The following is a 25,623-nucleotide window of genomic DNA, read 5'->3' on the forward strand; positions in this document are numbered from 1 at the left end:
GGGCGGTTTTCGGTGGGGGCCGGGCGTTTTCTCCCTCCGGGCCCGCCCCCTGCCCCTGGCGTCCTCCAGGTTCCGCCGAGGGCCCCGGAGCGCCGGGCCGCGGGACGGTGCGGAACCCGTGGCTGTCGGAGTGGGTGGGGCGGTGGCCTTGGTGAGGTGTGCAGAACGTCAAACTTTCAGCCCCGGTTTTGTACACATACGGCTCATGACGGGGCACCCGTCCAGAGCGATAGCCTTGTGGCGTGATCAGCGCGATATCTCGCGGGGGCCTCGTCGTCCCTGCCTTGCGCCCGGAGAGCACGGTCGACAGCCGTGACCGGGCGGCGGTCGCTGGTCTTCGCGGGCGGGGCGGGACATCGAGGTTTCCCGGGACGCCGAGCACTTCCTCGACCGTGACGCCTCCGAGAGCAGCGTCACACCCGTCGGGGAGCTCAAAAATGGCTCAGAAACCCCCGCACATCTCCCCTTGCGGCATAGCGTCGGATCAGGACCGGACACCCCGCGTCACGGCGTCACGTCGGCAGGGAAGGGACCGTACTTCCTTCTACGTCACGCAACGGCGCGCGACAGGAGCCAGAGGACAATGCAGACCAAGCTGGACGAAGCCAAGGCCGAGTTGCTGGAGAGGGCCGCTCGGGTAGCTGAGAACAGCCCGGTCGGGGGGCACCTACCCACCGGGACGACGGGCGAGGGCACTCCCGGCACCTCGGACCGGGACACCATGCTCGCGTTCCTGCAGCGCTACTACCTGCACACCGCCCCGGAGGACCTGGCCGACCGCGACCCGGTCGACATCATCGGGGCAGCCTTCTCCCACTACCGGCTGGCCGAGAACCGCCCCCAGGGCACGGCCAACGTGCGGGTCCACACCCCGACCGTCGAGGAGAACGGCTGGACCTGCAGCCACTCTGTCGTCGAAGTCGTCACGGACGACATGCCCTTCCTCGTCGACTCCGTCACCAATGAGTTGTCGCGGCAGGGGCGCGGCATCCATGTCGTCATCCACCCGCAGGTCATCGTGCGGCGTGACGTCACCGGCAAGCTCATCGAGGTGCTCCCCACGCCGTCCGTCGGCGAGTTGCCGCACGACGCGCACACCGAGTCGTGGATTCATGTCGAGATCGACCGTGAGACCGACCGGGCCGATCTGAAGCAGATCACCCATGACCTGCTGCGTGTGCTGTCCGACGTGCGGGAGGCCGTCGAGGACTGGGAGAAGATGCGCGACGCGGCGGTCCGTATCGCCGACGAGCTGCCCGCCGAGCCCACCGCGGACGACCTGCGGGGCGACGAGGTCGAGGAGGCCCGCGAGCTGCTGCGCTGGCTGTCGGACGACCACTTCACCTTCCTCGGGTACCGGGAGTACGAGCTGCGGGAGGACGACTCGCTGGCCGCCGTTCCGGGGACCGGTCTCGGCATCCTGCGGTCCGACCCGCAGCACCACGCCGAGGAGAGCCATCCCGTCAGCCCCTCCTTCGAGCGCCTCCCCGCCGACGCCCGCGCCAAGGCCCGCGAGCACAAGCTGCTCGTCCTCACCAAGGCCAACAGCCGCGCCACCGTCCACCGGCCGAGCTACCTCGACTACGTGGGCGTGAAGAAGTTCGACGAGGACGGGAACGTGGTCGGGGAGCGGCGGTTCCTCGGGCTCTTCTCCTCGGCCGCCTACACCGAGTCCGTCCGGCGGGTGCCCGTCATCCGCCGCAAGGTGGACGAGGTGCTGGCCCGCGCCGGGTTCTCGCCCAACAGCCACGACGGGCGCGACCTGCTGCAGATCCTGGAGACCTACCCGCGCGACGAGCTGTTCCAGACACCCGTCGACGAGCTGCAGTCCATCGTCACCTCCGTGCTCTACCTGCAGGAGCGGCGCAAGCTGCGGCTCTACCTGCGCCAGGACGAGTACGGGCGTTATTACTCGGCCCTCGTCTACCTGCCCCGCGACCGGTACACGACCGGCGTACGGCTGCGCATCATCGACATCCTCAAGGAGGAACTCGGCGGCACCAGCGTCGACTTCACGGCCTGGAACACCGAGTCGATCCTCTCCCGCCTGCACTTCGTGGTCCGCGTTCCACAGGGCACCGAGTTGCCCCAGCTCAGCGACGCCGACAAGGAGCGCATCCAGGACCGGCTGGTGGAGGCCGCGCGTTCCTGGTCCGACGGGTTCTCCGAGGCGCTGAACGCCGAGCTCGGCGAGGAGCGGGCCGCCGAGCTCCTGCGCCGCTACGGCAACGCCCTCCCCGAGGGATACAAGGCCGATCACAGCCCGCGCGCAGCCGTCGCCGACCTCGTCCACCTGGAGAAGCTCGGTGACGGAGAGAAGGGCGGCAAGGACTTCGCGCTCAGCCTGTACGAGCCCGTGGGCGCCGGTCCCGGCGAGCGGCGGTTCAAGATCTACCGCCGGGGCGAGTCCGTCTCCCTCTCCGCGGTGCTGCCGGTCCTGCAGCGGCTCGGTGTCGAGGTCGTCGACGAGCGGCCGTACGAGCTGCGCTGCGAGGACCGCAGCAATGCCTGGATCTACGACTTCGGGCTGCGCCTGCCCAAGTCGCTGAGCGGCACCGGCGACGTCCTGGGCGACGACGGGCGCGAGCGGTTCCAGGAGGCGTTCGCGGCGACCTGGACCGGGCAGGCCGAGAACGACGGCTTCAACGCGCTGGTGCTGAGCGCCGGGCTCACCTGGCGCGAGGCCATGGTGCTGCGGGCGTACGCGAAGTACCTGCGCCAGGCGGGCTCCACCTTCAGCCAGGACTACATGGAGGACACCCTCCGCAACAACGTCCACACGACCCGCCTGCTCGTGAACCTGTTCGAGGCGCGGATGTCGCCGGAGCGGCAGCGGGCCGGTCTCGAGCTCGTCGACGCGCTCTTCGAGGAGCTGGACAGCGCGCTCGACCAGGTGGCCAGCCTCGACGAGGACCGGATCCTGCGGTCCTTCCTGACCGTCATCAAGGCGACCCTGCGCACGAATTTCTTCCAGGAGACGCACGGCGGGAAGTGGCACGAGTACGTGTCCATGAAGTTCGACCCGCAGGCCATCCCGGACCTTCCGGCGCCGCGCCCGGCGTTCGAGATCTGGGTGTACTCGCCGCGGGTGGAGGGCGTGCACCTCAGGTTCGGCAAGGTCGCGCGCGGTGGCCTGCGCTGGTCCGACCGGCGTGAGGACTTCCGCACCGAGATCCTCGGCCTGGTCAAGGCGCAGATGGTGAAGAACACCGTCATCGTGCCCGTCGGCGCCAAGGGCGGCTTCGTCGCCAAGCAGCTGCCGGACCCGGCCGTGGACCGCGACGCGTGGATGGCGGAGGGGATCAGGAGCTACCGGACCTTCATCTCCGCGCTGCTCGACATCACCGACAACATGGTGGCCGGCGAGGTCGTGCCGCCCGCCGACGTCGTACGGCACGACGAGGACGACACCTACCTGGTGGTCGCCGCCGACAAGGGCACGGCGACGTTCTCGGACATCGCCAACGAGGTCGCGAACAGCTACAACTTCTGGCTCGGGGACGCCTTCGCGTCGGGTGGCTCGGCCGGCTACGACCACAAGGGCATGGGCATCACCGCCCGCGGTGCCTGGGAGTCCGTGAAGCGGCACTTCCGGGAGCTGGGCGTGGACACCCAGACCGAGGACTTCACGGTCGTCGGCATCGGCGACATGTCCGGTGACGTGTTCGGCAACGGCATGCTGCTGAGCGAGCACATCCGTCTGGTCGCCGCCTTCGACCACCGGCACATCTTCATCGACCCGAACCCGGACGCGGCCACTTCCTACGCCGAGCGGCGCCGCATCTTCGAGCTGCCGCGCTCCTCCTGGGAGGACTACGACACCGAGCTGATCTCCGCCGGCGGTGGCGTGTTCCCCCGTACGGCCAAGGCGATCACGGTCAACAGCCACATCCGTGAGGCCCTCGGCATCGAGGGCAAGGTCTCCAAGATGACCCCGGCCGACCTGATGAAGGCGATCCTCAAGGCACCGGTCGACCTGCTGTGGAACGGCGGCATCGGCACGTACGTCAAGGCGTCCACCGAGACGCACGCCGACGTCGGCGACAAGGCCAACGACGCCATCCGGGTCGACGGCGGGGACCTCCGGGTCCAGGTCGTCGGCGAGGGCGGCAACCTCGGCCTGACCCAGCTCGGCCGGATCGAGTTCGCGCAGCGTGGCGGGAAGATCAACACCGACGCCATCGACAACAGCGCGGGCGTGGACACCTCCGACCACGAGGTGAACATCAAGATCCTGCTCAACGGACTGGTCACCGAGGGCGACATGACCGTCAAGCAGCGCAACAAGCTGCTCGCCGAGATGACCGACGAGGTCGGCCATCTGGTGCTGCGCAACAACTACGCGCAGAACACGGCGATCGCCAACGCCCTCGCCCAGTCCAAGGACATGCTCCACGCCCAGCAGCGCTTCATGCGCCACCTGGTGCGCGAGGGCCACCTCGACCGGGCGCTGGAGTTCCTGCCCACCGACCGGCAGATCCGCGAGCGGCTCAGCGCCGGGCACGGGCTCACCGGCCCGGAGACGGCCGTCCTCCTCGCCTACACGAAGATCACGGTCGCCGAGGAGCTGCTGCACACCTCGCTGCCCGACGACCCGTACCTGGCCGGCCTGCTGTACGCGTACTTCCCGACCGCGCTGCGCGAACAGTTCCCGGAGAACATCGACAGCCACCCGCTGCGCCGCGAGATCGTCACGACGGTCCTGGTCAACGACACGGTCAACACGGGCGGTACGAGCTTCCTGCACCGTCTGCGGGAGGAGACGGGAGCCTCCCTGGAGGAGATCGTCCGGGCACAGACCGCGGCCCGCGCGATCTTCAACTCCAGCGCGGTGTGGGACGCGGTGGAGGCGCTCGACAACAAGGTCGACGCCGCCGTCCAGACCCGTATCCGGCTGCACTCCCGCCGGCTCGTGGAACGCGGCACGCGCTGGCTGCTCAACAACCGGCCGCAGCCACTGGAGCTCACCGGGACCATCGCGTTCTTCAAGGACGGCGTGGAGCGGGTCTGGGCCGAGCTGGCCAAGCTGCTGCGCGGCGCCGACCTGGAGTGGTACCAGAAGATCTACGACGAGCTGACCGACGCGGGCGTCCCGGCCGAGCTCGCCACGCGGGTCGCCGGGTTCTCCTCGGCCTTCCCGACGCTCGACATCGTCGCCGTGGCCGACCGCGTGGGCCGGGAGCCGCTGGAGGTCGCCGAGGTGTACTACGACCTCGCCGACCGGCTGCGGATCACCCAGCTCATGGACCGCATCATCGAGCTGCCCCGCGCCGACCGCTGGCAGTCCATGGCCCGCGCGGCCATCCGCGAGGACCTCTACGCGGCCCACGCGGCGGTCACGGCCGACGTCCTGGCCGTGGGCGACGGCGAGGCCACGCCCGAGCAGCGCTACAAGGGCTGGGAGCAGAAGAACGCGGCGATCCTGGGCCGGGCGCGGCTGACGCTGGAGGAGATCCAGAGCTCCGACACGTTCGATCTGGCGAATCTGTCGGTGGCGATGCGGACGATGAGGACGTTGCTGCGCACGCATTCGTAGGGTGCGCTCCCGTCGAGGGTGGCTCATGTTGGTTTCGCGGCTGCGGGCCCGTGGGGGTCGCTCGCGCAGTTCTCCGCGCCCCTTCAAGGGGCGCGGAGAACTGCGCGAGCAGCCACGAACGACCCGCAGCCGCGAAACGGACCCGGCTACCCCTTCGGAAGCGCAGCGCGGAAGCAACCCACCCAGCTCTCGTGACATCTACCCAAGTGGCCCTCAGATGGACCGCACGTGGACTACTCCACGTAGTCGATCTAAACCGGTATGTCTACGATTAATGGGATGAACGTGGATCGCAGCTCACCCGAGCCCGAGGCACCGCCCGCCGCCGCACCGCCCGCCGTGTCCGTCGTCGTGATCGTCTACAACGACGAGGCCCGGCTTCCCACGGCGGTGCGCTCCGTGCTGGACCAGACGCTGCGCAGCGTGGAGGTCGTCATCGTCGACGACCGGAGCACGGACGGCTCGTACGAGGTCGCCCAGCGCCTCGCCGCCGAGTACCCGGGACGCGTACAGGCCCACCGGCTGCCGGAGAACAGCGGCGGCTGCGGCGCCCCCCGCAACCACGGCATCCAGCAGGCCCGCGGCGACTACGTGCTGTTCCTCGACAGCGACGACGTGCTGGAGCGCAACGCCTGCCGCAACATGCTGGAGGCCGCCGAGACCACCGGCGCCGACCTCGTCTCCGGGCTCTGCGTCCGCGTCCACGTGGACTCGCGCGGTGGCAAGGAGGTCAAGTGGTACCCCTGGCTGTACGCGGCCACCCGCACCCTGGAGTCGATCTCCGAGCTCCCCGACCTGCTGGTCTTCGACACGCTGTCGACGAACAAGTGCTACCGGCGTGACTTCCTGCTGGAGAACGGCCTGGAGTTCCCCGTCGGCATCCACTACGAGGACCTGCTGTTCTCGGCACAGGCGTACACCGCTGCCCGCCGCATCACGCTCATCCCGAACCGGGTCTACGACTGGAACGTCGTCGACAAGGCGGTCACGAAGTCGATCAGCAACCGGCGTGCCGAGATCGCCAACTTCACCCACCGCATGGAGATCCACCGCCGGGTCGACCAGCTGCTCGTCGAGCGGGGACTGGAGCAGCTGAAGTTCCACAAGGACGTCAAGTTCCTCAAGCACGACCTCGTGCTGCACCTGCGGGACCTGCCGTTCCGGGACGCCGCCTACCGGCAGGAGTTCGCCGCGATCGCCCGGGAGTACCTGGAGTCGATCGACCCGGCCGCGTACGACGAGACCGAGCCGATCCACGCCATCTGCGCCTATCTGCTGCGCAAGAGCGACTGGGACAACCTGCTGCCCGCCGTGGACACGCTCACCAACCGGAACAAGGTCTCCGCGCCGCTCGTCGAGCGCGACGGCCGGATCTACTGGTGCGCCGAGCACCTGGACGACCCCGCCGACGGGGACTTCGCCCGCCGCGTCCTGGACGTCACCGAGCTCGGCTACCACACCAAGCCGGTCGAGAAGCTGTTCCTGCGCAACGAGCTGACCGAGTACCAGGGCGCATACGGCGGCGCCGGCGGCACGGTCCGCCTCGCCGGGCGCATCACCAACCCGCTGGGTGTGGTCCCGCCGGGCGCCCGTCTCACCGGCGAGCTGGAGTTCGGCGCCCGCCGCAAGGGCGTCCGTTTCCAGGTCTTCCGCTTTCCTGTGGCGGACCTGCGGCACGAGGGCGAGTTCATCGCCTGGGAGGCGGTCGCCGACCTCACGCGGGAGCTCAGGCCCGTCGGCATCGTGGACGCGGTGTGGGACGTACGGCTCCACCTCGGCGTCGACGGCGTGCGCACCACGACCCGGCTCACGGCCTCCGAACCGGGCCTCGCCACCGGGCAGTTGCCCGTCCGTCCCCGGCTCACCCGGCTGGTCGCCGACCGCATCGAACCGCAGATCTCCTCCCGCGGGCACCTCGCCTTCCGGCTCGTCCCCGACAAGAAGGCGAACGCCCTCGTCGAGCGCGGCATCCACGGCGCCCCCGGACGGCTCGCCAAGTCCGGCTACCGCAAGGCCAAGAAGGTGCGCAAGACGCTCGCCTCCGGGGACACCAAAATCCGCCTCTACCACGAGGCGTTCAGCCGGCTGCCCGTGAAGAAGCGCCTGGTGGTCTTCGAGAGCCACCTCGGCCGGCAGTACAGCGACAGCCCCCGCGCCCTCTACGAGGAGATGCGCCGCCAGGGACTGGACTTCGAAGCGGTGTGGGCGTACGCGGACAAGCCGGAGGGCTTCCCGAAGGACGCCGTCCTGGTCCGCCGCTGGTCGATGCCGTACCTGAAGGCACTGGCCCGCGCCGAGTTCTGGATCGACAACCAGAGCTACCCGCTCAAGCTCACCAAGCGTCCCGAGACGACGTACATCCAGACCTGGCACGGTTCCGCGCTCAAGCGGATGGGGTTCGACGAGCCCGAGTGGAAGCTCCGCTCCCGCACCGAGCAGGCCGAACAGCAGCGCGTCCTGGACCGCTTCGACCGTTTCCTGGTCCGCTCCGAGCACGACGTCCGCACCCTCGCGCGCGCCTTCCGCCTGAAGGAGAAGACGCTGCTGAGGGTGGGCTACCCGCGCAACGACGCGCTCGTACGGGCCCGGGAGTCCTCGGAGCGCCCGCCCCTCGCCGCCGAACTGGGCATCCCGCAGGACAAGAAGGTCCTCCTGTACGCGCCCACCTTCCGTCAGCGCGGGCAGCGGCGCTTCGAGCTGCCCTTCGACGTGGAGCGCTTCGCCGACACCTTCGGTGACCGGTACGTCCTCCTCGTCCGTTCCCACTACCTCAACCACGTCGTGCTCCCGCCGTCCGTCCGGGGCCGCGTCATCGACGTGTCGTCCCACCACGACGTGACCCCGCTGCTGGCCCTCGCCGACGGACTGATCACCGACTACTCGTCCGTGATGTTCGACTACGCGCTCCTCGACCGGCCGATGTTCTTCTTCACGTACGACTACGAGGAGTACGTGCACGAGGGCCGCGGCACCTACTTCGACCTGCTCGAACGTGCTCCCGGCCCCGTCGTCCGCACCGAGGACGACCTGTACGCGGCGCTCGGCTCCCTGGAGGAGCAGTCGGCCAAGCACTCCGGAGCGCGCGAGCGGTTCCTCGCGGACTTCGGCGAGTACGACAAGGGGCATGCCGCCCGGAGCATCGTCGACCAGTTCTTCGCTCAGTGGAGGCGAGCGTGACCCCGTACCCGTACCCGTCGAGGGACGTCTTCCTCGTCGCCAACAGCGTCAACGAGCTGGGCGGAGTGGCCAGCTGGACGCACCAGATGGCCCGGCTGTTCAGCGAGCGCGGGCACCGCGTCCACGTCGTCGGCATCACTCCGCCCGAGGTCCCCATGGAGCTGGGCGACCTCCCGTACCCGACCACGACGCTGTACGAAGGGCAGCCCCCGCGCCCCGGCCGTGCCCGGGACGCGAGCATGCGGGAGAAGGCCGCCCACCTGACCTCCCTCTTCAGGGGCGCGCGCCCCGGCGGGATCGTGATCGTCACGCAGGTGTGGGCGATGGAGTGGGTGGAACTCGCCGACACGACCGGCCTGACCGTCATCGGGATGAGCCACGAGTCGTTCGAGTACAGCAAGAGGAGCTCGCGCTTCCGGCGCGTACTGAAGCACTACCAGGACGTCGACCGCATGCTCGTCCTCACCCGCGAGGACGCCGACCTGTGGATCAACCAGGGCCTCAACAACACATCCTTCATGCCGAACCCGCTGCCGTTCATACCCGCCGAACCCTCGCCGCGCACCGAGAAGGCCGTCGTCAGCATCGGCCGGCTGCACGACCAGAAGGGCATCGACATGCTCCTCGACGCCTGGGCGGAGGTCGCACCGCGCCACCCCGACTGGACCCTGCGGATCTACGGCTCCGGCGAGGACGAGGAGATGCTGCGCAAGCAGTGCACCGAGCTGGGCCTCGACGACTCGGTGGAGTGGATGGGCCGCACCAGCGACGTGCCCGGCGCCCTGCGCGGCGGTTCCGTCTTCGTCCAGTCGTCCCGGGGCGAGGGCTTCCCCCTGGCCCTGATGGAGGCCATGGCCACCGCCGTCCCGTGCGCGGCCTTCGACTGCGCCCCCGGCGTCCACGAGATCATCCACGACGGCGAGGACGGCCTGCTGGCCGCCCCCGGCAACACGGGCGAACTGGCCCGCAAACTGGACGTGCTGATGTCGGACAAGCACCTGCGGGACCGCATGGGCGACACGGCCCGCACCAACATCCAGCGCTACACGACGGACGAGATCGTCCGCCGCTGGGAGGAGCTGTTCGCGTTCCTGGAGAGGTGACGTCTCAAGGCCGGGGGGTGCGCCCCTGCCAAGGGGCGCGGGGCTGTAGCGATGTGCGGCTCCGCCGCGTGGGCGCGAGCAACCACGAACAACCCGCACCGCCAGGACGACAGCTCCCCCGAGCTCTCGGGCGCCCCTACTTCTTCCCGCCTGTGAACCTCTCGTACTCCTCCAGAACCTCCCCGGTCGCCCCGTCCATGCGGAGCTCACCCCGCTCAAGCCACAGCACCCGATCGCACGTGTCCCGGATCGACTTGTTGTTGTGGCTCACCAGGAACACCGTCCCCGCATGCTTGCGCAGCTCACGGATCCGGGACTCGGACCGCTTCTGGAAGGAGCGGTCCCCCGTCGCCAGGGCCTCATCGATGAGCAGCACGTCATGGTCCTTGGCGGCCGCGATGGAGAACCGCAGCCGCGCCGCCATCCCGGAGGAGTACGTCCGCATCGGCAGCGTGATGAAGTCGCCCTTCTCGTTGATGCCGGAGAAGTCGACGATCTCCTGATAGCGCTCCTTGACCTGCTCGCGGGACATGCCCATCGCGAGGCCGCCGAGGTGGACGTTGCGCTCACCGGTGAGGTCGTTCATCAGGGCGGCGTTGACGCCGAGGAGGGAGGGCTGGCCGTCGGTGTAGATGCGGCCGTTCTCGACGGGGAGCAGCCCGGCCACGGCCTTCAGCAGCGTGGACTTGCCGGAGCCGTTCGTGCCGATGAGCCCGATGGCCTCGCCCCGGTACGCCGTGAAGGACACGTTCTTCACGGCGTGCACCTTGCGGACGCCCGCCGCCTTCTCGGTCTGCCTGCGGCGCAGGATGCGGTTGAGCGCGGCGGTGGCACTGCCGCGGCCCGCGCCCGTGCCGTTGACCCGGTAGACGATGTCGACGCGGTCGGCGATGACGGTGGGAACGCGCTCGGCGGGGGCGTCGGCCCGCGCCATGGCCTCAGGGGTCAGGGTGATGTCAGCCACGGCCGTACGTCTCCTCAGCCTTCCAGAAGTAGATGAACCCGCCGATGCCGGCGAGCAGCGCCCAGCCGAGGGCGTAGGCCCACACGTGGTGGGGGAGCTCGCTCGCGTGGAAGCTGTCGATCAGTGCGAACCGCATGAGGTCGATGTAGACGGCGGCGGGGTTGGACTCCAGCAGGACGCGCGACCAGTGGGGCAGGTCGCTGTGGTCGAGCACCCTGCTGATGCTGAACATCACGCCCGACATGTACATCCAGGTGCGCAGCACGAACGGCATCAGCTGGGAGATGTCGGGGGTTTTGGCGCCCCACCGGGCCATGATCATCGCGACGCCGGCGTTGAAGACGAACTGCAGTGTGAGCACGGGCACGATCAGCAGCCAGGACGCGGTGACCGGCACCCCGAAGCCGAGCAGGATCACGACCAGGGCCGCCATCGAGAACAGCAACTGCTGGAGCTGCTGGAGCGCGTACGAGATCGGGAGCGCGGCGCGCGGGAAGTGCAGCGCGCGGACCAGTCCGAGGCTGCCGGAGATGGCCCGCGTCCCCGCCATGATCGAGCTCTGGGTGAACGTCCACACGAAGACACCGGTCACCAGGAACGGGATGTAGTCCGGCACGCCCCGGCTGGTGCCCATCAGGACGCCGAAGATGAAGTAGTAGACCGCCGCGTTGAGCAGCGGGTTGGCCACCTGCCAGATCTGGCCCAGCTTCGCCTGGCTGTACTGGGCGGTGAGCTTGGCCGTGGCGAACGCCGTGATGAAGTGCCGGCGCGCCCACAGCTGCCGTACGTACTCGGGCAGGGAGGGGCGGGCGCCGCTGACGCTCAGGCCGTACCGCGCGGCGAGCATCGCGGGGGACTCGCCCGCCGGTGCCTGGGGGAGGGGCGTGGTGGGTGGCGGTGTGTGGAGTACCTGGCTGCTCACATCCGCTGCTTTCGGCTAGGGGGGTGGCGTCCCGTTTCGTCGGGGGCTGCGGCTTGGGGGTGCCTTTGCCCTGCTCTTGCCTTGCCCTTACGTCGGGACGGGACCGTATCGTCGTAACGCGAGCGTAGGCCGAAGATACGTCGGAACGCAACCGTCTCGTCGTAACGCCCCTATGCTGGTCCGTATGACTTCGAACGCCGACGCCCCCGCAGCGCGGTCGACGCGGCCGCCCTCGCAGCCGACACGGCAGCCGCGCCGCCGGGCCCCCGCCGGGGCGGCCGTGCTCCGCGAGGACGTGACCGAGGCCATCCGGGCGGCGGTCTTCGAGGAGCTCGCGGCCGTCGGCTACGGCCGTATGTCCATCGAGGGCATCGCCCGGCGCGCGGGAGTCGGCAAGACGGCGGTCTACCGCCGCTGGCGCTCGAAGCTGCACCTGGTCCTCGACCTGGTCTCCGCCGTCGCGGTCCAGGGCCTGCCGATGCCGGACACCGGCTCGTTGGAGGGCGACCTCCGCCTGCTCTACGAGGTCACGTCCCGCGCCCTGCGCCACCCGGTGGCCGGCCAGATCATCCCCGACCTCCAGGCCGAGGCGGCCCGCAACCCCGAGATCGCCGAGGCCATGCAGAAGGCGTTGCGCGAGGGCCAGCAGAGCGTGGCGAGCGGCATCGTCGCGGCGGCGGTCGCCCGCGGGGAGGTACGGGACGGGATCGACGAGGACCTGACCCTGGACCTGATCTCCGGCCCGCTGTACTGGCGGGCGGTGGTCGTACGGGGCCCGAAGCTGCCGAAGGAGTACCTGGGGAGCCTGGCACGGGCGACGGCGGCGGCGCTGCGGGCGCTGTAGGCCTGGTCAGGGGGTGCTCAGCCGCCGGGCGCGGCCCGCGGGGCGAGGAGCTCGGGCGCGAGTACCCGCACGAACAGCGTCGGAGGTCGTTGTCGCACTCCTGCACGGTCTGACCGCGGAGCGTCAACGCGTCCCGCCACTGGGCAGGCAGCGCAGCATTACCCCAAGCAGCCTCGTCCCTCCGAGGCATGATCGCATCCGTGCAGTCGCACACCCGGCCCGTACCACCACTGCGCTGTTGCTGCCCGAGCCGAGGCCGAAGCAGGTGGAGGGCCGGCTGCGGGGCCCAGATCAGTCACGCACCTCGGTCGCGATCGGGCAGATCATCGAATGCGAGTCTTCCGGGCACCATTGGCCAGGCGGCCCCTTCCACCGGATCTACCTCCATCACGGGCTCGGATCACGGGCTCAGCCTGGGTACGCCACGTTGTCGAAGCGACTGTCCGGGACACCCGTCCAGGTCCACGTCGCCCCGGAACTGGTGCAGTTTCGCCCTCATCTGCCGGGGACCGAGCAGCACGCACCGTAATGCGGACTTCGCGACACTGGGCGTCCGGTCGTGCCGATGTGCGGACAGCCAGGAAGCCACGGAAGCGATCGCCCACCGGGGGGCGGCGGTGCAGAGCGTCCGCCGACGGGCCGCCACATCATCGCTGCGGTTGTACGACCACTGTTCGAGGTCGACGATTGTTACAGCCCTGCAATCGGAAGGAGGGCCATGAGCGAGCCGACGACCAATGCCCCGCCGATCGTGCTGATCCACGGGCTTTGGATGACCGCCCGAAGCTGGGATCGCTGGGCGCAGCACTACCGGGCGAAGGGCTACGAGGTGGTCGTGCCGACGTACCCGGGGTTCGAGATCGAGGTGGAGGCGCTGCGCGAAAGGCCCGAGATCATCGCCGCGGCATCCGTCCCCGAAACCCTCGACCATCTCAGCGACGTGGTCGAGAACCTGGGCCGTCCGCCCATCATCATGGGCCACTCCTTCGGCGGGACCTTTACCCAACTCCTGGTCAACCGAGGGTTGGGCGCCGCCGCCGTGACGATCGACTCGGCGCCACCCGAGGGTGTGCGGGTGAACCCGCCGTCCCAGATCAAGTCCCTGTTCCCGATCCTCGCCAACCCAGCCAACCGGCACCGCGCGGTGGGCTTCACCAAGGAGCAGTTCCACTACGCGTTCGCCAACACCTGCAGCCGGGAGGAGTCCGACGCGGCCTACGACCGCCTCCACATCCCGGCGCCCGGCAGCTGGGTGTGGGCCTACGGCCTGATAGCCAACTGGAAGCCGGGCCACCAGGAGACCTGGATCGACTACGACCTGGACGACCGGGCGCCGCTGCTGTTCATCATGGGCGGGAAGGACCACCTGATGCCGCCCTCGGTGATCCGCTCAAACGCGAAGAAGTACCGCAACTCCGAGGCGCTGACCGAGATCTACGAGTTCCCGGACCGCTCACACTTCACCGGTGTCGAGCCCGGCTGGGAACAGGTAGCCGATTACGCGCTCGAATGGGCGACCAGCCACGCCCGGACCCCGTCGAGCTGACAAACCGCCAACAACGCTATTCACGGCGCCTTGTCGCCGCCCGGCGACCTGACGCGAAGCGATCGGACTGGATGGCCGCGCCACCGCAGTTGATCCCCCGTACCTCACTCCCTCAACGGACGACGTGAAGAAGTTCGCCGAAGCCGCGCCACCCCCCCCACAGGGTTGCCCGGTCTCAGCGGCGGCCGGATGCCCGGCGAACGGGAAGGTTTGCCATGAAGATCTGGCGCCGACGCTCATGGAGGTGGTGTTCGCCACGACCGGCGGGAGCGAGAGAGGCCCGGTGACATGGTCGATGAGCACCATGGCAAGCGGGGTCGTGAACGCACCGAGGATCGCGCCGGTGAACAGGTTCGTCCAGCCGTGGCCGTAGACCAGGACCACGGAGGTGGCGACACACACGAAGGGGACGAAGGTCGGCTGCCAACCGCTGTCGAGGCTGCCGCCGAACAGGACGTTGGACAGCATCAGGCTGAGGCCGGCCGCGCCGCGTATCCACGGCCACAGCCCGGTGCCGTAGGCGATGGGCTCCTCGGCCCACCGCTTCTTCGCCCGCAGGGCCCACCAGCCGGCGGTGGCTCCCGCCAGCAGGCCGAGTGAGGCGATCCAGGACTTGTAGAACTGCGGTTCGGTGACGTCTCCGAGAGCCCACTGCAGTCGCGCGACCCAGCTCGTGGGGGACTTCCGAGGTCCAGTACGGGTAGTCGGGCAGGGCCTTGTGGCCGGACGGTACCGCGTTCAGGACGGCCAGCAGGGCCGCGAAGGCCCCAACGGTCAGCGCTCCGCCGAGCAGGAGCCCGGGTAGCGCCAGTTCACGTCGGTTCTCGGTCGTGCGGGTCGAGTGTGTCGGAGACGGGAGTTGGGCCGGAATCGTCATCGTGGATCCGCTCGGAGGGTCTGCTGGTGTTCGATGGGTGGAGATGCCTGCTCGGCTGCCGGTTCAACGGACTGCGGGGTTACCGCCGGTGTAGCCGAGCAGGAGCGGCGTGCGCGTCGGATCCTCCGACACCGTCGAGCGGATTCGCAGGATCGCCGAAGAACTCGGGTTCTCCCGCAACCTTCATGCGGCCGGGCTGCGGACGCAGCGCACGTCACTTGCCGGGGTCCTGGTCCCGCGCCTCACCGATCTCGTGCTCGCGACGATCTACGAAGGCCTGGACGAAGAGGCGCGCCGCCGCGGCTACCAGACGTTCGTGGCCAACACCAACGACGACGATGCCGCACGCGCCTCCAAGCTCGCCATGCTGCTGGCCCGCCAGGTCGACGGGATCGTGCTCGGCGACGCGCGCGTCGACCAGGACGAAATCATCGAACAACTCCAGGCTCGCCGCGTGCCGTTCGTCCTGGTCAGCCGACGGTCTCAGCACCATCCGAGCGTGACCTGCGACGACTACGCGGGCGGCCGCCTCGCCGCCCGGTACCTCCTCGAACTGGGACACCGCAGGGTCGCGGTCATCGCCGGGGAGCAGTACGCCAGTACCGCCCTCGACCGCATGCGCGGATTCGCCGGCACCTATCGCGAAGCCGGCCATCCCCTGGCGCCCGAACTCGTCGTCCCGTCCCGCTTCGACGTCGCCGGAGGACGGCGCGCATGTCAACAGATCCTGAACACGTCCGGCGCCGCGCCCACAGGCATCTTCGTCGTCAACGACTTCGCCGCCATCGGCGCACTGGGAGCGCTCCGGTCGGCGGGTGTGACCGCGGGGAGAGACGTCGCCGTGATCGGGTACAACGACATCTCGCTGGCCAGTGAACTGCCCCTGCCGCTGAGTTCGGTCAGATCGCCGCTTCACGACATGGGAACCGAGGCCATGAGTCTCCTGCTCGCAGGAATGGACGGAGCGGAGATGACTGCCAAGATGCTCGAGCCCACCCTGGCGGCCCGTGAGAGCACCTTGGGAGTGAGTGCTCCGGCCTAGGACCGTCAAGTGGCTCCGGAGTCTCAGCGACACGCCGTGCAGGCGGTGTGTCGGTAAGACTCAGAAGCCAATTGCCCTCTCCCTGGCGGGATGAGGGGGGCGGGACGGAAGTGGGCAGGGGCGAGGGGCTCAGGCGGGTGAGCCTGCCTCGGGGTGCCTGCTCAGCCAGCCCTCCCACGCCGAGGAGATCATGTCGTCCACGTCGTAGCGGGCCTTCCAGCCGAGCTCGGTGGCGATGCGGTCCGCGGACGCGACCACGCGGGCCGGGTCGCCGGGGCGGCGGGGGGTGACGGACGGGGGCAGGTCGTGGCCGGTGAGGGTGGTGATGCGGTCGATCATCTCGCGGACCGAGACTCCCTCGCCACGCCCGATGTTGAGGGTGAGGTCCGTACCGGGGGCGGCCCGCAGGCGCCGGGCCGTCGCCACGTGGGCCTCGGCCAGGTCCACCACGTGGATGTAGTCCCGCACGCACGTGCCGTCGGGTGTCGGGTAGTCGTCCCCGAAGATCCGCGGCGGCGCGCCCTCGGTCAGCTTCTCGAAGACCATGGGGACCAGGTTGAAGACGCCGACGTCCGCCAGTTCGGGCGAGGCCGCCCCCGCCACGTTGAAGTAGCGGAGAGACGCCGTGGACAGGCCGGTCGCCCGGCCCGTGGCCCGCACCAGCCATTCGCCCGCGAGCTTGGTCTCGCCGTACGGGCTCATCGGCACGCAGGGCGTCTCCTCCGTCACCAGGTTCACGTCCGGCATGCCGTACACCGCCGCCGAGGAGGAGAAGACGAAGGACGGGACCTTCGCGTCGGTGACGGCGGAGAGCAGGACCCGCAGACCCTCCACGTTCTCCCGGTAGTAGTGCAGCGGCTGTTCGACCGATTCGCCGACCTGCTTCTTCGCCGCGAGGTGGACCACGCCGGTGACGGTGTGCCGGGCCAGGGTGCGCGACAGCAGGTCGCCGTCCAGGGTGGAGCCCACGACCAGGGGCACCCCCTCGGGCACACGCTCGGCGATCCCCGTCGACAGGTCGTCGTAGACCACCACGCGCTCGCCCGCCTCGCGCATCGCGCGGACGACGTGCGCCCCGATGTAGCCGGCGCCGCCGGTGATCAGCCAGGTCATGGACTGCTGTCCCTTCATGGTCGTGGTTGCGCTCACCTGTGCAGCAGACGTTTGACGCGTCGGCTCACCACATCTGTCAATCCTCGCCAACCCGGCGCGAGCCGCACCGCGAGCGCCCCCGAGTGGGTCGCGTAAGGCTGCACGAGGAGGAGCCCGTGGCGTGCGCTCGGCACGGCGGTGCGCCGCAGCAGGCCGGGCCCTGTGAGCGCGCGGGGCGTGGTCTCCCGGCTGGTGCCGTCACGGAAGCGCAGCCGCAGCCGCAGGTCCCAGGTGCCCGAGCCCAGCTCGCCGAATTCGAACGGCACGTCGGCCGACCAGCTCTCGGACTCGGGCTCGGCCGTCAGGGAGGCCGTGCGGGTCAGCCCCACTCGGCCGGTGTCCCGGTGCGTGCACTCCACGTCCACCGTGTGGGGCCCCGCCTGCTCCATCCGGCCGTACAGCTCGTGCAGGCGCAGCCGGAGCAGGGTGGTGCGCGCGCGGGGGCGCAGCTCGGCGTCGACGGTCGCGGGCAGCAGGTGCACGGGACGTTCGAGGACGTGGTCCAGCTCCACCTCGGGCAGGTCCGCGGACCACACCGGGGTGCCGTCGGCGGCGCGCGCGTACGGAGGGGTCAGCCGGGCCGGACGGGCCGCGAGCTCCTTGAGGCGGGAGATGTCGCGTGGCTCGGGGGAGGCCAGGATCACGCGCGCCACCACACGCCCCGGCGCGGGCGCCAGCGCGAAGTCGGCCGCGTCGAAGGTCTGAAGATACGCGCGGGTGAGGGTCCACCACTCGCGCCGGTAGCCGTCTCCGCGCTGGTCGAGTTCGCGCGCGTACATCCGCAGCGAGTGTTCGAGGAACCTCGCGCGCGCGGCCCGCGCCAGCTGCTTCTCGCCGGCGCCGAGCAGGATGTCGTACGACAGTCGGTGCGCCTCGGTCCGTGCCCGCCAGTTGTCGATGCCCGCGCGGTCGAGGGAGATGGACAGCCGGGTCGCGGAGCGCCGTACGTGCCAGACGTAGACCGTGTCCGGGACGACGGCCATGCGCGGGGCGGCGGCCAGCACGCGCGCGGTGAACACGAAGTCTTCGTACGGGAAGCGGCCGTCGGGGAAGCGGATGCCGTGCTCGCGCAGGAAGTCGGTGCGGTAGAGCTTGTTGACGCACAGCGTGTCGTGGACGAGGCGGGTGAGCCGGGACGGGCGGGCGATCACGGCCGGCTTCGTGTACAGCTCGGGCTGCCACGGCGTCTCCCGCCCGGACGGCAGCTCCCGGCGCACGCACAGCCCCGCCGCGACCTGCGCCTCGTGCTCGACCGCCGCGCGCAGTAACGCGTCCACCGCGCCGGGCGGCAGCACGTCGTCGCTGTCCAGGAACATCACGTACGGGGCGTCGGCGGCCTCTATGCCGTCGTTGCGCGGAGTGCCGCAGCCGCCGCTGTTGACCTGGCGACGGATGACCCGCAGCCGCGGTTCGCCCACTGCTATTCGCTCCAGCAACTCCGCGCTGCCGTCCGTCGAGCAGTCGTCGACCGCGATCACCTCACGGACGGCCGGGCCCTGCGCGAGCGCCGAGCGGACCGCGTCCGCCACGTGCGCGGCGTCGTCGTACCCGATGACGACGACGCTGACCTGCGAGGGGTGAGGATGATCCATGGCTCCCACGAGTCGGAATAGTAGGTCTTCTTATTAATTTACCGTTTAGAGGCACTTGGGCTCCCCGTGTGGAAGATGGCAGGAATGGGCTCCGGGTTCCGTTCGAAGTTGTTGGATTCGGAGCCGTTCGGTTGAGGGTGCCCCTGAGGGCGGTGTCGACACCGGTGCCGTGTGCCCGTTACGGGACGCAGCCCGGCTGCCCCTCCAGCTCCGCCTCGTCCAGGGCGGTCGTCAGGCGGTCCAGGCGGGTGCGCAGGTCGCGCAGCTCGTCCAGGTCGAAACCCGTCGCGGTCGCGATCCGGCGCGGCACCTCCAGCGCCCGCTCGCGCAGGGCCCGGCCCTCCCCGGTCAGCCGTACCTCCACCGACCGCTCGTCGCGTGTGCTGCGCTCGCGCCGCACCAGGCCGGCCGCCTCCAGACGCTTCAGCAGCGGTGACAGCGTGCCGGAGTCGAGGCGCAGGTGTTCGCCCAGCTTCTTCACGGGCAGCTCGCCCTGCTCCCACAGCACCAGCATCACGAGGTACTGCGGGTAGGTGAGGCCGAGGTCCTTCAGGAGTACCCGGTAGACGCCGTTGAAGGCGCGCGAGGCCGCGTGCAGTGAGAAGCAGATCTGGCGGTCGAGGCGCAGGAGGTCGTTGTCGCGGACGCCGTCGAGGATGCCGTCGCGGGTGCCGTCGCGGGTGCCGGTGTCGGTGCCGTCGCGGGTGCCGGTGCCGGTGCGGGTGCCAGTGCCGGTGTCAGTGTCGGCGTGGGTGTCCGTGTGGGCGCCTGCCGCCGCGGTCGAGGTCGAGTCGCTGGCTGGAGTCGGGGTCGGGGTCATGGGGCCAGGGTACCTCCGTGCGCCATTCAGTTGTGCACAATTGAATTGTGTGCTCTAATCGTGGCGTGCGGCGGCCGGACCCGGCCGCCGGCTGTGAACTCGAGAGGGATGGTCTCCATGGACGCGCTCTACACCGCTGTCGCCACCGCCACCCACGGTCGTGAGGGCCGTGCCGTCACCTCCGACGGCAAGATCGACCTCGCGCTGGCCATGCCGGTGGAGCTGGGCGGCAACGGCCAGGGCACGAACCCGGAACAGCTCTTCGCCGCCGGATACGCCGCCTGCTTCGGCAGCGCCCTGGGTCTGGTCGGCCGCCAGGCGAAGGTCGACGTCAGCGACGCCGCGGTGACCGCCGAGGTCGGCATAGGCAAGCAGGGCGAGGGTTTCGCCCTGAAGGTGACGCTGCGCGTGGAGCTCCCGGACTCCGTGGACGAGGCGACCGGCCGTAAGCTGGTCGAGCAGGCCCACGAGGTCTGCCCCTACTCCAACGCCACCCGCGGCAACGTCCCGGTCGAGCTCGTCGTCGAGTAAACGCACCCAGCAAGGGCACCCGGCAAGGACACGTCTCCCGGGACACCTCCCCGCACGCCGAGCCCCCGTACGCGCCACCGGGCCGTACACGGGGCTCGGCCCGTGGGAAGGCTCTTTCGGGAGCCGGTCCGGGAGCCGGTCCGGGAGCCGGTCCGAGAGCCGGTCCGAGAGCCCGCGCGAGGTCGTCCGACGGACCCGAAGCCGCCCGCACCCCGTACCCGCGGCGGCCCCGCACTCAGCGGCCGAGCCGCGCCAGCACCTCGCCCGTCCGCCGGCTCCAGTCCACGACCACCGCCTCCTCGGGCACCCTCCGCCCCGGCGTCAGCAGCAGCCACCGCACCTGGTACCGGCGAGCGATCGCGGAGCGCCGCGCACGGGTGGACGCCGGGTCGAGGTAGGCGCGGACGTCGGCGAGGCGGCGCGCCCGCTCCCGCTCGTCCAGGGCGGGGTCGGGCCAGATGGGTGCGGCGAGGTTCGGCCCGTACCCGGCGATGGCGTGACCGGATTCGTACCCGTCGGCGATCACCACCTCGCCGGGGCCGATGTGCCGAGCCGCCCACCCGTACCCCGGCCAGCGCGGCGGCTGCGCGAACCCCACCGGGTCCAGCGAACGCGGCACCACGGCCCCGGCCTGTACGACGAACCCCACACCTGCCCCGGCCACGGCCGCCGCGCCCAGCGCCCGCCTCGCCCACCTCCACGGCCGGGGCGCCGACAACTCCACGGCCAGCGCGAACTGCGCGGGCACCGCCGTGAGCCCCAGGATCCTGCCGTAGGTGTAGTGGCCGCTCGCCCAGCCGTACCCCAGCACCAGGCAGTCCAGCGCGAACATCAGCACCAGCGGGTCCCGCCCCGCCCGCCACCAGTGCCCGCCCGCCGCGCGCCGGGCACGTGCCCACAGCGCGGGCACCCCGAGCAGCGCCAGCCAGAGGTGGTCGCCCACTCGCTCGTACAGGCGCCGGTGGATGGCGTCGACGGCCGGGTTCCCCGGCAGCGCCAGCACGTCGTAGTACGGCCACGCCACGGCGACCGCGACAGCGGCCGCCGCCGTCAGGGCCCACCGCCCCACGGCCGGCCACCGCCACCCCCGCTGCCCCGCCACCACGATCGCGACGGCCCCGGTCGTCGACGCGACCGCGGTGATCGGATGGACGAGCACGATCAGGCCGTACAGGACGCCGAGCCCGGCGTACCTCCACCACCCCCGTCGTCCCCGCGCGTGGGTGCCTGTCAGTGCCCACGCCCAGAAGGTCAGCCCGATGGCGAACGACGACGGATAGCCCAGGTTCGTCGTCATCGACATCAGCCCGAGGTAGCCGCTCCACAGCACCCGCTCGGTGCCCCACAGCAGCGTCATGAACAGCACGGCGAGGACCGGCGCCCACGGGCGGGGCGTCAGCGTCCGTACGAAGCGGCCGATCCCTGTCAGCAGCACCGCCAGGTTCACCGGACCGGCGAGTCTGACCGCCTCCCAGCCCGTCAGCCCGGTCAGCCGCGCGAAGGCGCCCTGCACGACGGTGTACGGCGAGTAGTACGGGCTGCCCGCGCCCGGCAGGTCCGCCATCGGGTGGGCGGGGTGCAGCAGGTCGGCCTTGAGGCGCTCCACGACCGCCGCGTGCTGCCCGGCGTCGCAGCACAGCGGGATCCGCCAGTACGCCAGCGTCATCACCAGCCAGAACAGGCCGCCGAGGACGGCGTACGGACCCGGCCGCCAGGCGCGGCCGCCGCGCAGCGCCGTGGCGCCGCGCGTGAGGTGCCGCACGCCCGCGGGGGTGCCTGAACCCGCGGGGATGTCGGGCTGCCCGGGTTGCGCTGTTTGCGACATTTGCCGTCTATTCCCGTGGGGCGCCGACGGCTTAGCCCACCGTCACCTCATCGGGCGACAGACGTGTCCCGCCTGGACGGATCCGGCACCGCCACGGCACCCACCGCCGACGCGCCCGCCAACCGCTCCAGCAGCAGCGGCAGCCCGATCACCGGCAGCAGCCACGCCAGCACGATCAGCCGGCCGCCCCAGATGTTGATGTCGGGATGCGCCGCATGGGTGAGGAACCCCGTGCCGGCCGCCGCGAACAGGAACCCCGCGAAGCCCGGCCGCTGCCGCACCGCACCCCACGCCCCCGCCACGAGCGCCGCCAGGAACAGCGGCTCCCGGAACTGCCGGCGCAGCCACTCCACCCAGAAGTTGACCTCCAGCTCCCAGAACTCCGGCCACGGCCGGGCCCGGTCGGGCAGGCGGAAGTGATCGGTGAGCAGGTCCTGGAGGCTTTCGGAGGCGGACGGGAAGCGCAGCAGCCACGCCAGCAGGGCGGTCACCAGGGCCCCGCCGCCCGCCACGGCCCCGACCAGCAGCAGCGGCCGGTCGAGCCGCCCCCGGCGGCGTACGGCGATGGCGGCGCACACCCCCGCGAGGCACACCGCGAGGAACAGCGCCTGCGAGTGCTTCACCGCGAACAGCAGCCCCAGCGAACCCCCGACGAGGGCGGCCCCCTCCCGTGCTCTCCCGCCGACGGCCAGCGCGCACCCCCACAGGGCGGCCAGCGTCAGCGCCAGCAGCAGCCCCTCCGTCATGGGGCGCATCGCGGTCGTGCCGCACGGCAGGACATAGAAGAGGGCCTGACCGGTGAGCGCGACCACCGGGGGAGCGCCCAGAGTCCGCAGCACCAGGAACGCCAGGACGCCACCGGCCGCCGCCACGAGCACGCTCGCCAGCCAGACCCCCCACGTCACGCCGAGCACCGTGACGAACGGCACCAGCAGCGCCGGATAGCCGGGCCGCGCCTCGAAGATCCGCATGAACCGCTCGGACAGGAACGGCGCGGTGTACCCGCCCGTCTGCCCGGCCCGCAGCCGCCGGTCCACCCCCCGCCACAGCCCGACCCGGCACTTCTCCGCCACCCGCGCGGCCGTGTCCGGCGCACGGAAGCGCACGACGTGCACGCTCTGCTCGCGCCGCGCGACGGACGCCTCGCCCGCGCACACCCAGTCGATGGCGGCGCCCGCGGCCTCCCGCTTGCCGTCACCGCGCAGAGCGAGCGCGTACGACACGTAGTTCCTGCTGTCGGGCGTGTCCCGGCCGGTGACGTTGGCGAGCTGGAGGAGCGCGAAGACGGCGGCCAGGGCCAGCACCCAGGTGCGCGGCCTCACAGAACGCGGACCCGGCCGCCGGGTGCCGGAACCGTGGTGAGCGGGGACGGCACGAGGGACGACGGCGGGAGATCGCTCAGGGACCGGTTGCGCCGCGCCGCGGCCGACGGCACCGGGTGGCGCTCGGCGAGAGGCACGAAGGGCGGCAGGCCGCCGGTCTCTCCCAGCACCACACGCCGTACGACCCGCTCGGCGGCACGCCCGTCGTCGTACGGGCAGAAACGCTCCCGGAACGCGGCCCGCAGCTGGGTGGAGCGCGAGCCGCGCCAGTGACCGGAGGCGAAGATGTCGATCAGCTCGTCCTCGCTGCGCGCGACCGCACCCGGCGGGAAGGAGCGCAGGTCGAAGTAGGTGCCGCGAGCCGCCTCGTACGCCGCCCAGTCGTCGTCGGCGGCGTGGATCACGATCGGCCGGTCCAGGTTGGCGTAGTCGAACATCAGGGACGAGTAGTCGGTGACCAGCGCGTCCGAGGCCAGGCACAGGTGCCCCACGTTCGGGTGGCCGGTGACGTCGACGACCCGTCCGCCGGGGGACTCGACCAGCGGGGCGCCGTCCGCGTCGTGGGCGCGGGCCAGCAGCACGAAGCGGGGGCCGAGGCGGCGCAGCACGCGCTCCAGGTCCAGGGCCGTGCCCCGGGCGCGGCGGTAGTCGCGGTGCGTCGGCGCGTACAGGACCGCGATTGCGCCCTCGGGGATGCCCAGCGAGGCGCGCAGCCGGTCCACGTCCAGCGACGTGGCGCGCTGGAACACGTCGTCGCGCGGCTGGCCGTACTCCAGCGTCTCGTACCGGGCCGGGAAGACCCGGTTCCAGACCAGCGTGGAGTGGCGGTTGCCGGACAGCACGTAGTCCCACTGGTCGGCGCCGCGCAGCTGCCGGGCGAAGTCCGTGCACCCGGCGGCGGCCGGGCGGTCCTGGAGGTCGAGGCCCATGCGCTTCAGCGGGGTGCCCGCCCGCGTCTGCACCAGCACCTGGCCCCTGCGCCGGACCAGCCGGGCGTCGAAGTCGGTGTTGGCGACCAGGTACGTGGAGCGGGCCAGCGCCGTGAAGTACGCGAGCGAGCCGGGCGTCACCCGTCGGGTGGCCGTCGGGAGCGTGTGGTGGTGTTCGGGACGGGCCACCCACGCGGTGCGCATCCGGGGGACGAACGAGCGGAACGCGTCCTCCAGCGCGGCCGGGTTGCACTCGTAGCCCCGTCCCCCGTGGGAGGAGAACAGCGCACAGTCCTCGCGCAGGGGGAGCAGACGCTGGACGCGGTAGTGGACGCGGAGCGCCGCCCACCGACTCCCCCGCGCCAGAAGGGAGACGAACCGGCCCGTGCGCCGCAGCGCCCACCTCCCGGCCGACAGCACCCGGTACACGCGGTGGCTGCCCAGCCGGACGAGCGCGTGCCGCAGCCGGTTCCCGCGGCGCACCGGGCCGCCGGGCGTCCGGTACCGGGCGTAGTGGGCGCGGGCCCGGCGCAGGAACTCGGCGCGGGTGCCGAGCGGCAGCCGGCCGCGCCGGGCGTACACGGCCGCGAGGTGGTCGACCATGCGCCCGAACAGCACCGGACGCCAGTGGGCCAGTGCGGGACGGGAGTCGAGATACGCGAACAGCCGGTCGTACTGCTCGAACACGTCGAAGTGGCGGCGGCTCGTCGTGCGGGAGATACCGCCCAGGCGGCGCCGGCGGTGGTGGACGCAGACCCGGTCGAGGGTGGCGATCGACTCGGCGGCCATCAGGACCGGGTAGGTCCAGGGCGTGTCCTCGTAGCAGCCGGTCGGGAAGGTGAAGCCCTCACGGTCGAGGAACTCACGCCGGTACGCCTTGTTCCACGCCACCTCCATGACCGACAGCAGTCCCGGCCGCTCGTCGAGGCGGAACGGCGCCGGGGCCTCCTCGGTGAGTTCGAGGGCGTGCTCGTCGCGGCGGGTCTCGCCGGACCAGAAGGCGCGCGCGTGGTCGTAGACGAGGACGTCGGGGCCGTCGGTCTCCTTGAGGCGGTCGGCGATCGCCTGGAGGGCACCCGGGGTGAGGGTGTCGTCGCCGTCCAGGAAGACCACGTAGTCACCGGTGGCGAGGCGCAGCCCGGCGTTGCGGGCGGGGCCGGGACCCCCGTTGTCCGGCAGGTGGACGGCCCGCACGCGGGCGTCACGGGCGGCGAACTCGTCGGCGATCGCACCGCACCCGTCCGGCGAGTGGTCGTCGACGACGATCAGCTCCAGATCGGGGAAGGACTGGGCGAGAACGGAGTCCAGGCACTCGTGCAGGTACGCCTGGACCTCGTGAGCGGGGACGATGACACTGAACCTGGGCACAGGGGACATCCATGGGTCGGCGCGGGCATACTGCCCGGAAACGCGCCGCCGAGCGTTCGGGTTACGCCGGACG

16 protein-coding genes are annotated in these 25,623 nt (G+C 70.8%); 7 read left to right on the forward strand and 9 right to left on the reverse strand.

The features are described from left to right. Positions 1–583: 583 nt before the first annotated feature. The 3 genes from ACZ49J_RS33015 to ACZ49J_RS33025 all read left to right on the forward strand — a co-directional run bounded on the left by ACZ49J_RS33015 (position 584) and on the right by ACZ49J_RS33025 (position 9,816). Positions 584–5,536: an NAD-glutamate dehydrogenase gene (locus tag ACZ49J_RS33015; protein ID WP_467450271.1), complete on the forward strand. Its 4,953-nt coding sequence runs from the start codon at positions 584–586 to the stop codon at positions 5,534–5,536. Positions 5,537–5,815: 279 nt separating this feature from the next. Further along, a complete protein-coding gene (locus tag ACZ49J_RS33020; protein WP_467450272.1) occupies positions 5,816–8,713 on the forward strand; it encodes a bifunctional glycosyltransferase/CDP-glycerol:glycerophosphate glycerophosphotransferase in 2,898 nt (965 codons plus the stop codon). After that, positions 8,710–9,816: a glycosyltransferase gene (locus ACZ49J_RS33025; protein ID WP_467450274.1), complete on the forward strand. Its 1,107-nt coding sequence runs from the start codon at positions 8,710–8,712 to the stop codon at positions 9,814–9,816. The genes ACZ49J_RS33020 and ACZ49J_RS33025 overlap by 4 nt, the downstream gene beginning before the upstream one ends. A 136-nt stretch (positions 9,817–9,952) precedes the next feature. Here ACZ49J_RS33025 and ACZ49J_RS33030 read toward each other — a convergent pair whose 3' ends face one another. Together ACZ49J_RS33030 and ACZ49J_RS33035 are read right to left on the reverse strand one after the other, a co-directional pair. Next, entirely contained in the window at positions 9,953–10,750 is a 798-nt protein-coding gene (locus ACZ49J_RS33030; protein WP_467450621.1) for an ABC transporter ATP-binding protein, read from the reverse strand. Between the two features lie 22 nt (positions 10,751–10,772). Next, positions 10,773–11,702 (reverse strand): ABC transporter permease, encoded by a 930-nt coding sequence (locus ACZ49J_RS33035; protein WP_467450275.1) that lies wholly within the window; start codon positions 11,700–11,702, stop codon positions 10,773–10,775. Between the two features lie 184 nt (positions 11,703–11,886). Here ACZ49J_RS33035 and ACZ49J_RS33040 point away from each other — a divergent pair, with 184 nt between their 5' ends. Both ACZ49J_RS33040 and ACZ49J_RS33045 read left to right on the forward strand, forming a co-directional pair. Then, positions 11,887–12,546 (forward strand): TetR/AcrR family transcriptional regulator, encoded by a 660-nt coding sequence (locus ACZ49J_RS33040; protein WP_467450278.1) that lies wholly within the window; start codon positions 11,887–11,889, stop codon positions 12,544–12,546. A gap of 718 nt (positions 12,547–13,264) precedes the next feature. Then, complete coding sequence (locus ACZ49J_RS33045) at positions 13,265–14,092, forward strand: alpha/beta hydrolase (protein ID WP_467450279.1); 828 nt, start codon at positions 13,265–13,267, stop codon at positions 14,090–14,092. On the opposite strand, the gene ACZ49J_RS33050 is transcribed toward ACZ49J_RS33045, so the two are convergent. Next, positions 14,000–14,560 (reverse strand): hypothetical protein, encoded by a 561-nt coding sequence (locus tag ACZ49J_RS33050; protein ID WP_467450280.1) that lies wholly within the window; start codon positions 14,558–14,560, stop codon positions 14,000–14,002. The two genes, ACZ49J_RS33045 and ACZ49J_RS33050, sit on opposite strands and share 93 nt — an antisense overlap. Before the next feature lie 518 nt (positions 14,561–15,078). On the opposite strand from ACZ49J_RS33050, the gene ACZ49J_RS33055 reads away from it, so the two are divergent. After that, on the forward strand, positions 15,079–16,011 hold the full coding sequence (locus ACZ49J_RS33055) for a LacI family DNA-binding transcriptional regulator (RefSeq protein ID WP_467450281.1): 933 nt from the start codon (positions 15,079–15,081) through the stop codon (positions 16,009–16,011). A gap of 129 nt (positions 16,012–16,140) precedes the next feature. Here ACZ49J_RS33055 and galE read toward each other — a convergent pair whose 3' ends face one another. The 3 genes from galE to ACZ49J_RS33070 form a co-directional block, all read right to left on the reverse strand. Then, positions 16,141–17,124, reverse strand: a complete 984-nt coding sequence (gene galE / locus ACZ49J_RS33060; RefSeq protein WP_467450623.1) for a UDP-glucose 4-epimerase GalE — start codon at positions 17,122–17,124, stop codon at positions 16,141–16,143. A 32-nt stretch (positions 17,125–17,156) separates the two neighbouring features. Next, entirely contained in the window at positions 17,157–18,755 is a 1,599-nt protein-coding gene (locus tag ACZ49J_RS33065) for a glycosyltransferase family 2 protein (RefSeq protein WP_467450282.1), read from the reverse strand. 178 nt (positions 18,756–18,933) lie between these two features. After that, on the reverse strand, positions 18,934–19,413 hold the full coding sequence (locus ACZ49J_RS33070) for a MarR family winged helix-turn-helix transcriptional regulator (RefSeq protein ID WP_467450624.1): 480 nt from the start codon (positions 19,411–19,413) through the stop codon (positions 18,934–18,936). A 279-nt stretch (positions 19,414–19,692) separates the two neighbouring features. On the opposite strand from ACZ49J_RS33070, the gene ACZ49J_RS33075 reads away from it, so the two are divergent. After that, positions 19,693–20,106, forward strand: a complete 414-nt coding sequence (locus ACZ49J_RS33075) for an organic hydroperoxide resistance protein (RefSeq protein ID WP_467450283.1) — start codon at positions 19,693–19,695, stop codon at positions 20,104–20,106. A gap of 235 nt (positions 20,107–20,341) precedes the next feature. Here the strand turns inward: ACZ49J_RS33075 and ACZ49J_RS33080 are convergent, their stop codons facing one another. The 3 genes from ACZ49J_RS33080 to ACZ49J_RS33090 are packed head-to-tail and all read right to left on the reverse strand — an operon-like array spanning position 20,342 to position 25,550. Beyond that, positions 20,342–21,931, reverse strand: a complete 1,590-nt coding sequence (locus ACZ49J_RS33080; RefSeq protein WP_467450284.1) for a hypothetical protein — start codon at positions 21,929–21,931, stop codon at positions 20,342–20,344. Positions 21,932–21,978: 47 nt separating this feature from the next. After that, entirely contained in the window at positions 21,979–23,253 is a 1,275-nt protein-coding gene (locus ACZ49J_RS33085) for a hypothetical protein (RefSeq protein WP_467450286.1), read from the reverse strand. Next, on the reverse strand, positions 23,250–25,550 hold the full coding sequence (locus ACZ49J_RS33090; protein WP_467450287.1) for a bifunctional glycosyltransferase/CDP-glycerol:glycerophosphate glycerophosphotransferase: 2,301 nt from the start codon (positions 25,548–25,550) through the stop codon (positions 23,250–23,252). The genes ACZ49J_RS33085 and ACZ49J_RS33090 overlap by 4 nt, the downstream gene beginning before the upstream one ends. Between the last annotated feature and the right edge of the window lie 73 nt (positions 25,551–25,623).

This window comes from Streptomyces sp. NPDC030840 (assembly GCF_055572015.1).

Coding starts and splice junctions, on each gene's coding strand:
- ACZ49J_RS33020 (WP_467450272.1), top strand. CDS start 5,816: ATGAACGTGGATCGCAGCTCACCCGAGCCCGAGGCACCGCCCGCCGCC.
- ACZ49J_RS33065 (WP_467450282.1), bottom strand. CDS start 18,755: ATGGATCATCCTCACCCCTCGCAGGTCAGCGTCGTCGTCATCGGGTAC.
- ACZ49J_RS33050 (WP_467450280.1), bottom strand. CDS start 14,560: ATGCTGTCCAACGTCCTGTTCGGCGGCAGCCTCGACAGCGGTTGGCAG.
- ACZ49J_RS33040 (WP_467450278.1), top strand. CDS start 11,887: ATGACTTCGAACGCCGACGCCCCCGCAGCGCGGTCGACGCGGCCGCCC.
- ACZ49J_RS33075 (WP_467450283.1), top strand. CDS start 19,693: ATGGACGCGCTCTACACCGCTGTCGCCACCGCCACCCACGGTCGTGAG.
- ACZ49J_RS33015 (WP_467450271.1), top strand. CDS start 584: ATGCAGACCAAGCTGGACGAAGCCAAGGCCGAGTTGCTGGAGAGGGCC.
- ACZ49J_RS33045 (WP_467450279.1), top strand. CDS start 13,265: ATGAGCGAGCCGACGACCAATGCCCCGCCGATCGTGCTGATCCACGGG.
- galE (WP_467450623.1), bottom strand. CDS start 17,124: ATGACCTGGCTGATCACCGGCGGCGCCGGCTACATCGGGGCGCACGTC.
- ACZ49J_RS33030 (WP_467450621.1), bottom strand. CDS start 10,750: ATGGCGCGGGCCGACGCCCCCGCCGAGCGCGTTCCCACCGTCATCGCC.
- ACZ49J_RS33080 (WP_467450284.1), bottom strand. CDS start 21,931: ATGTCGCAAACAGCGCAACCCGGGCAGCCCGACATCCCCGCGGGTTCA.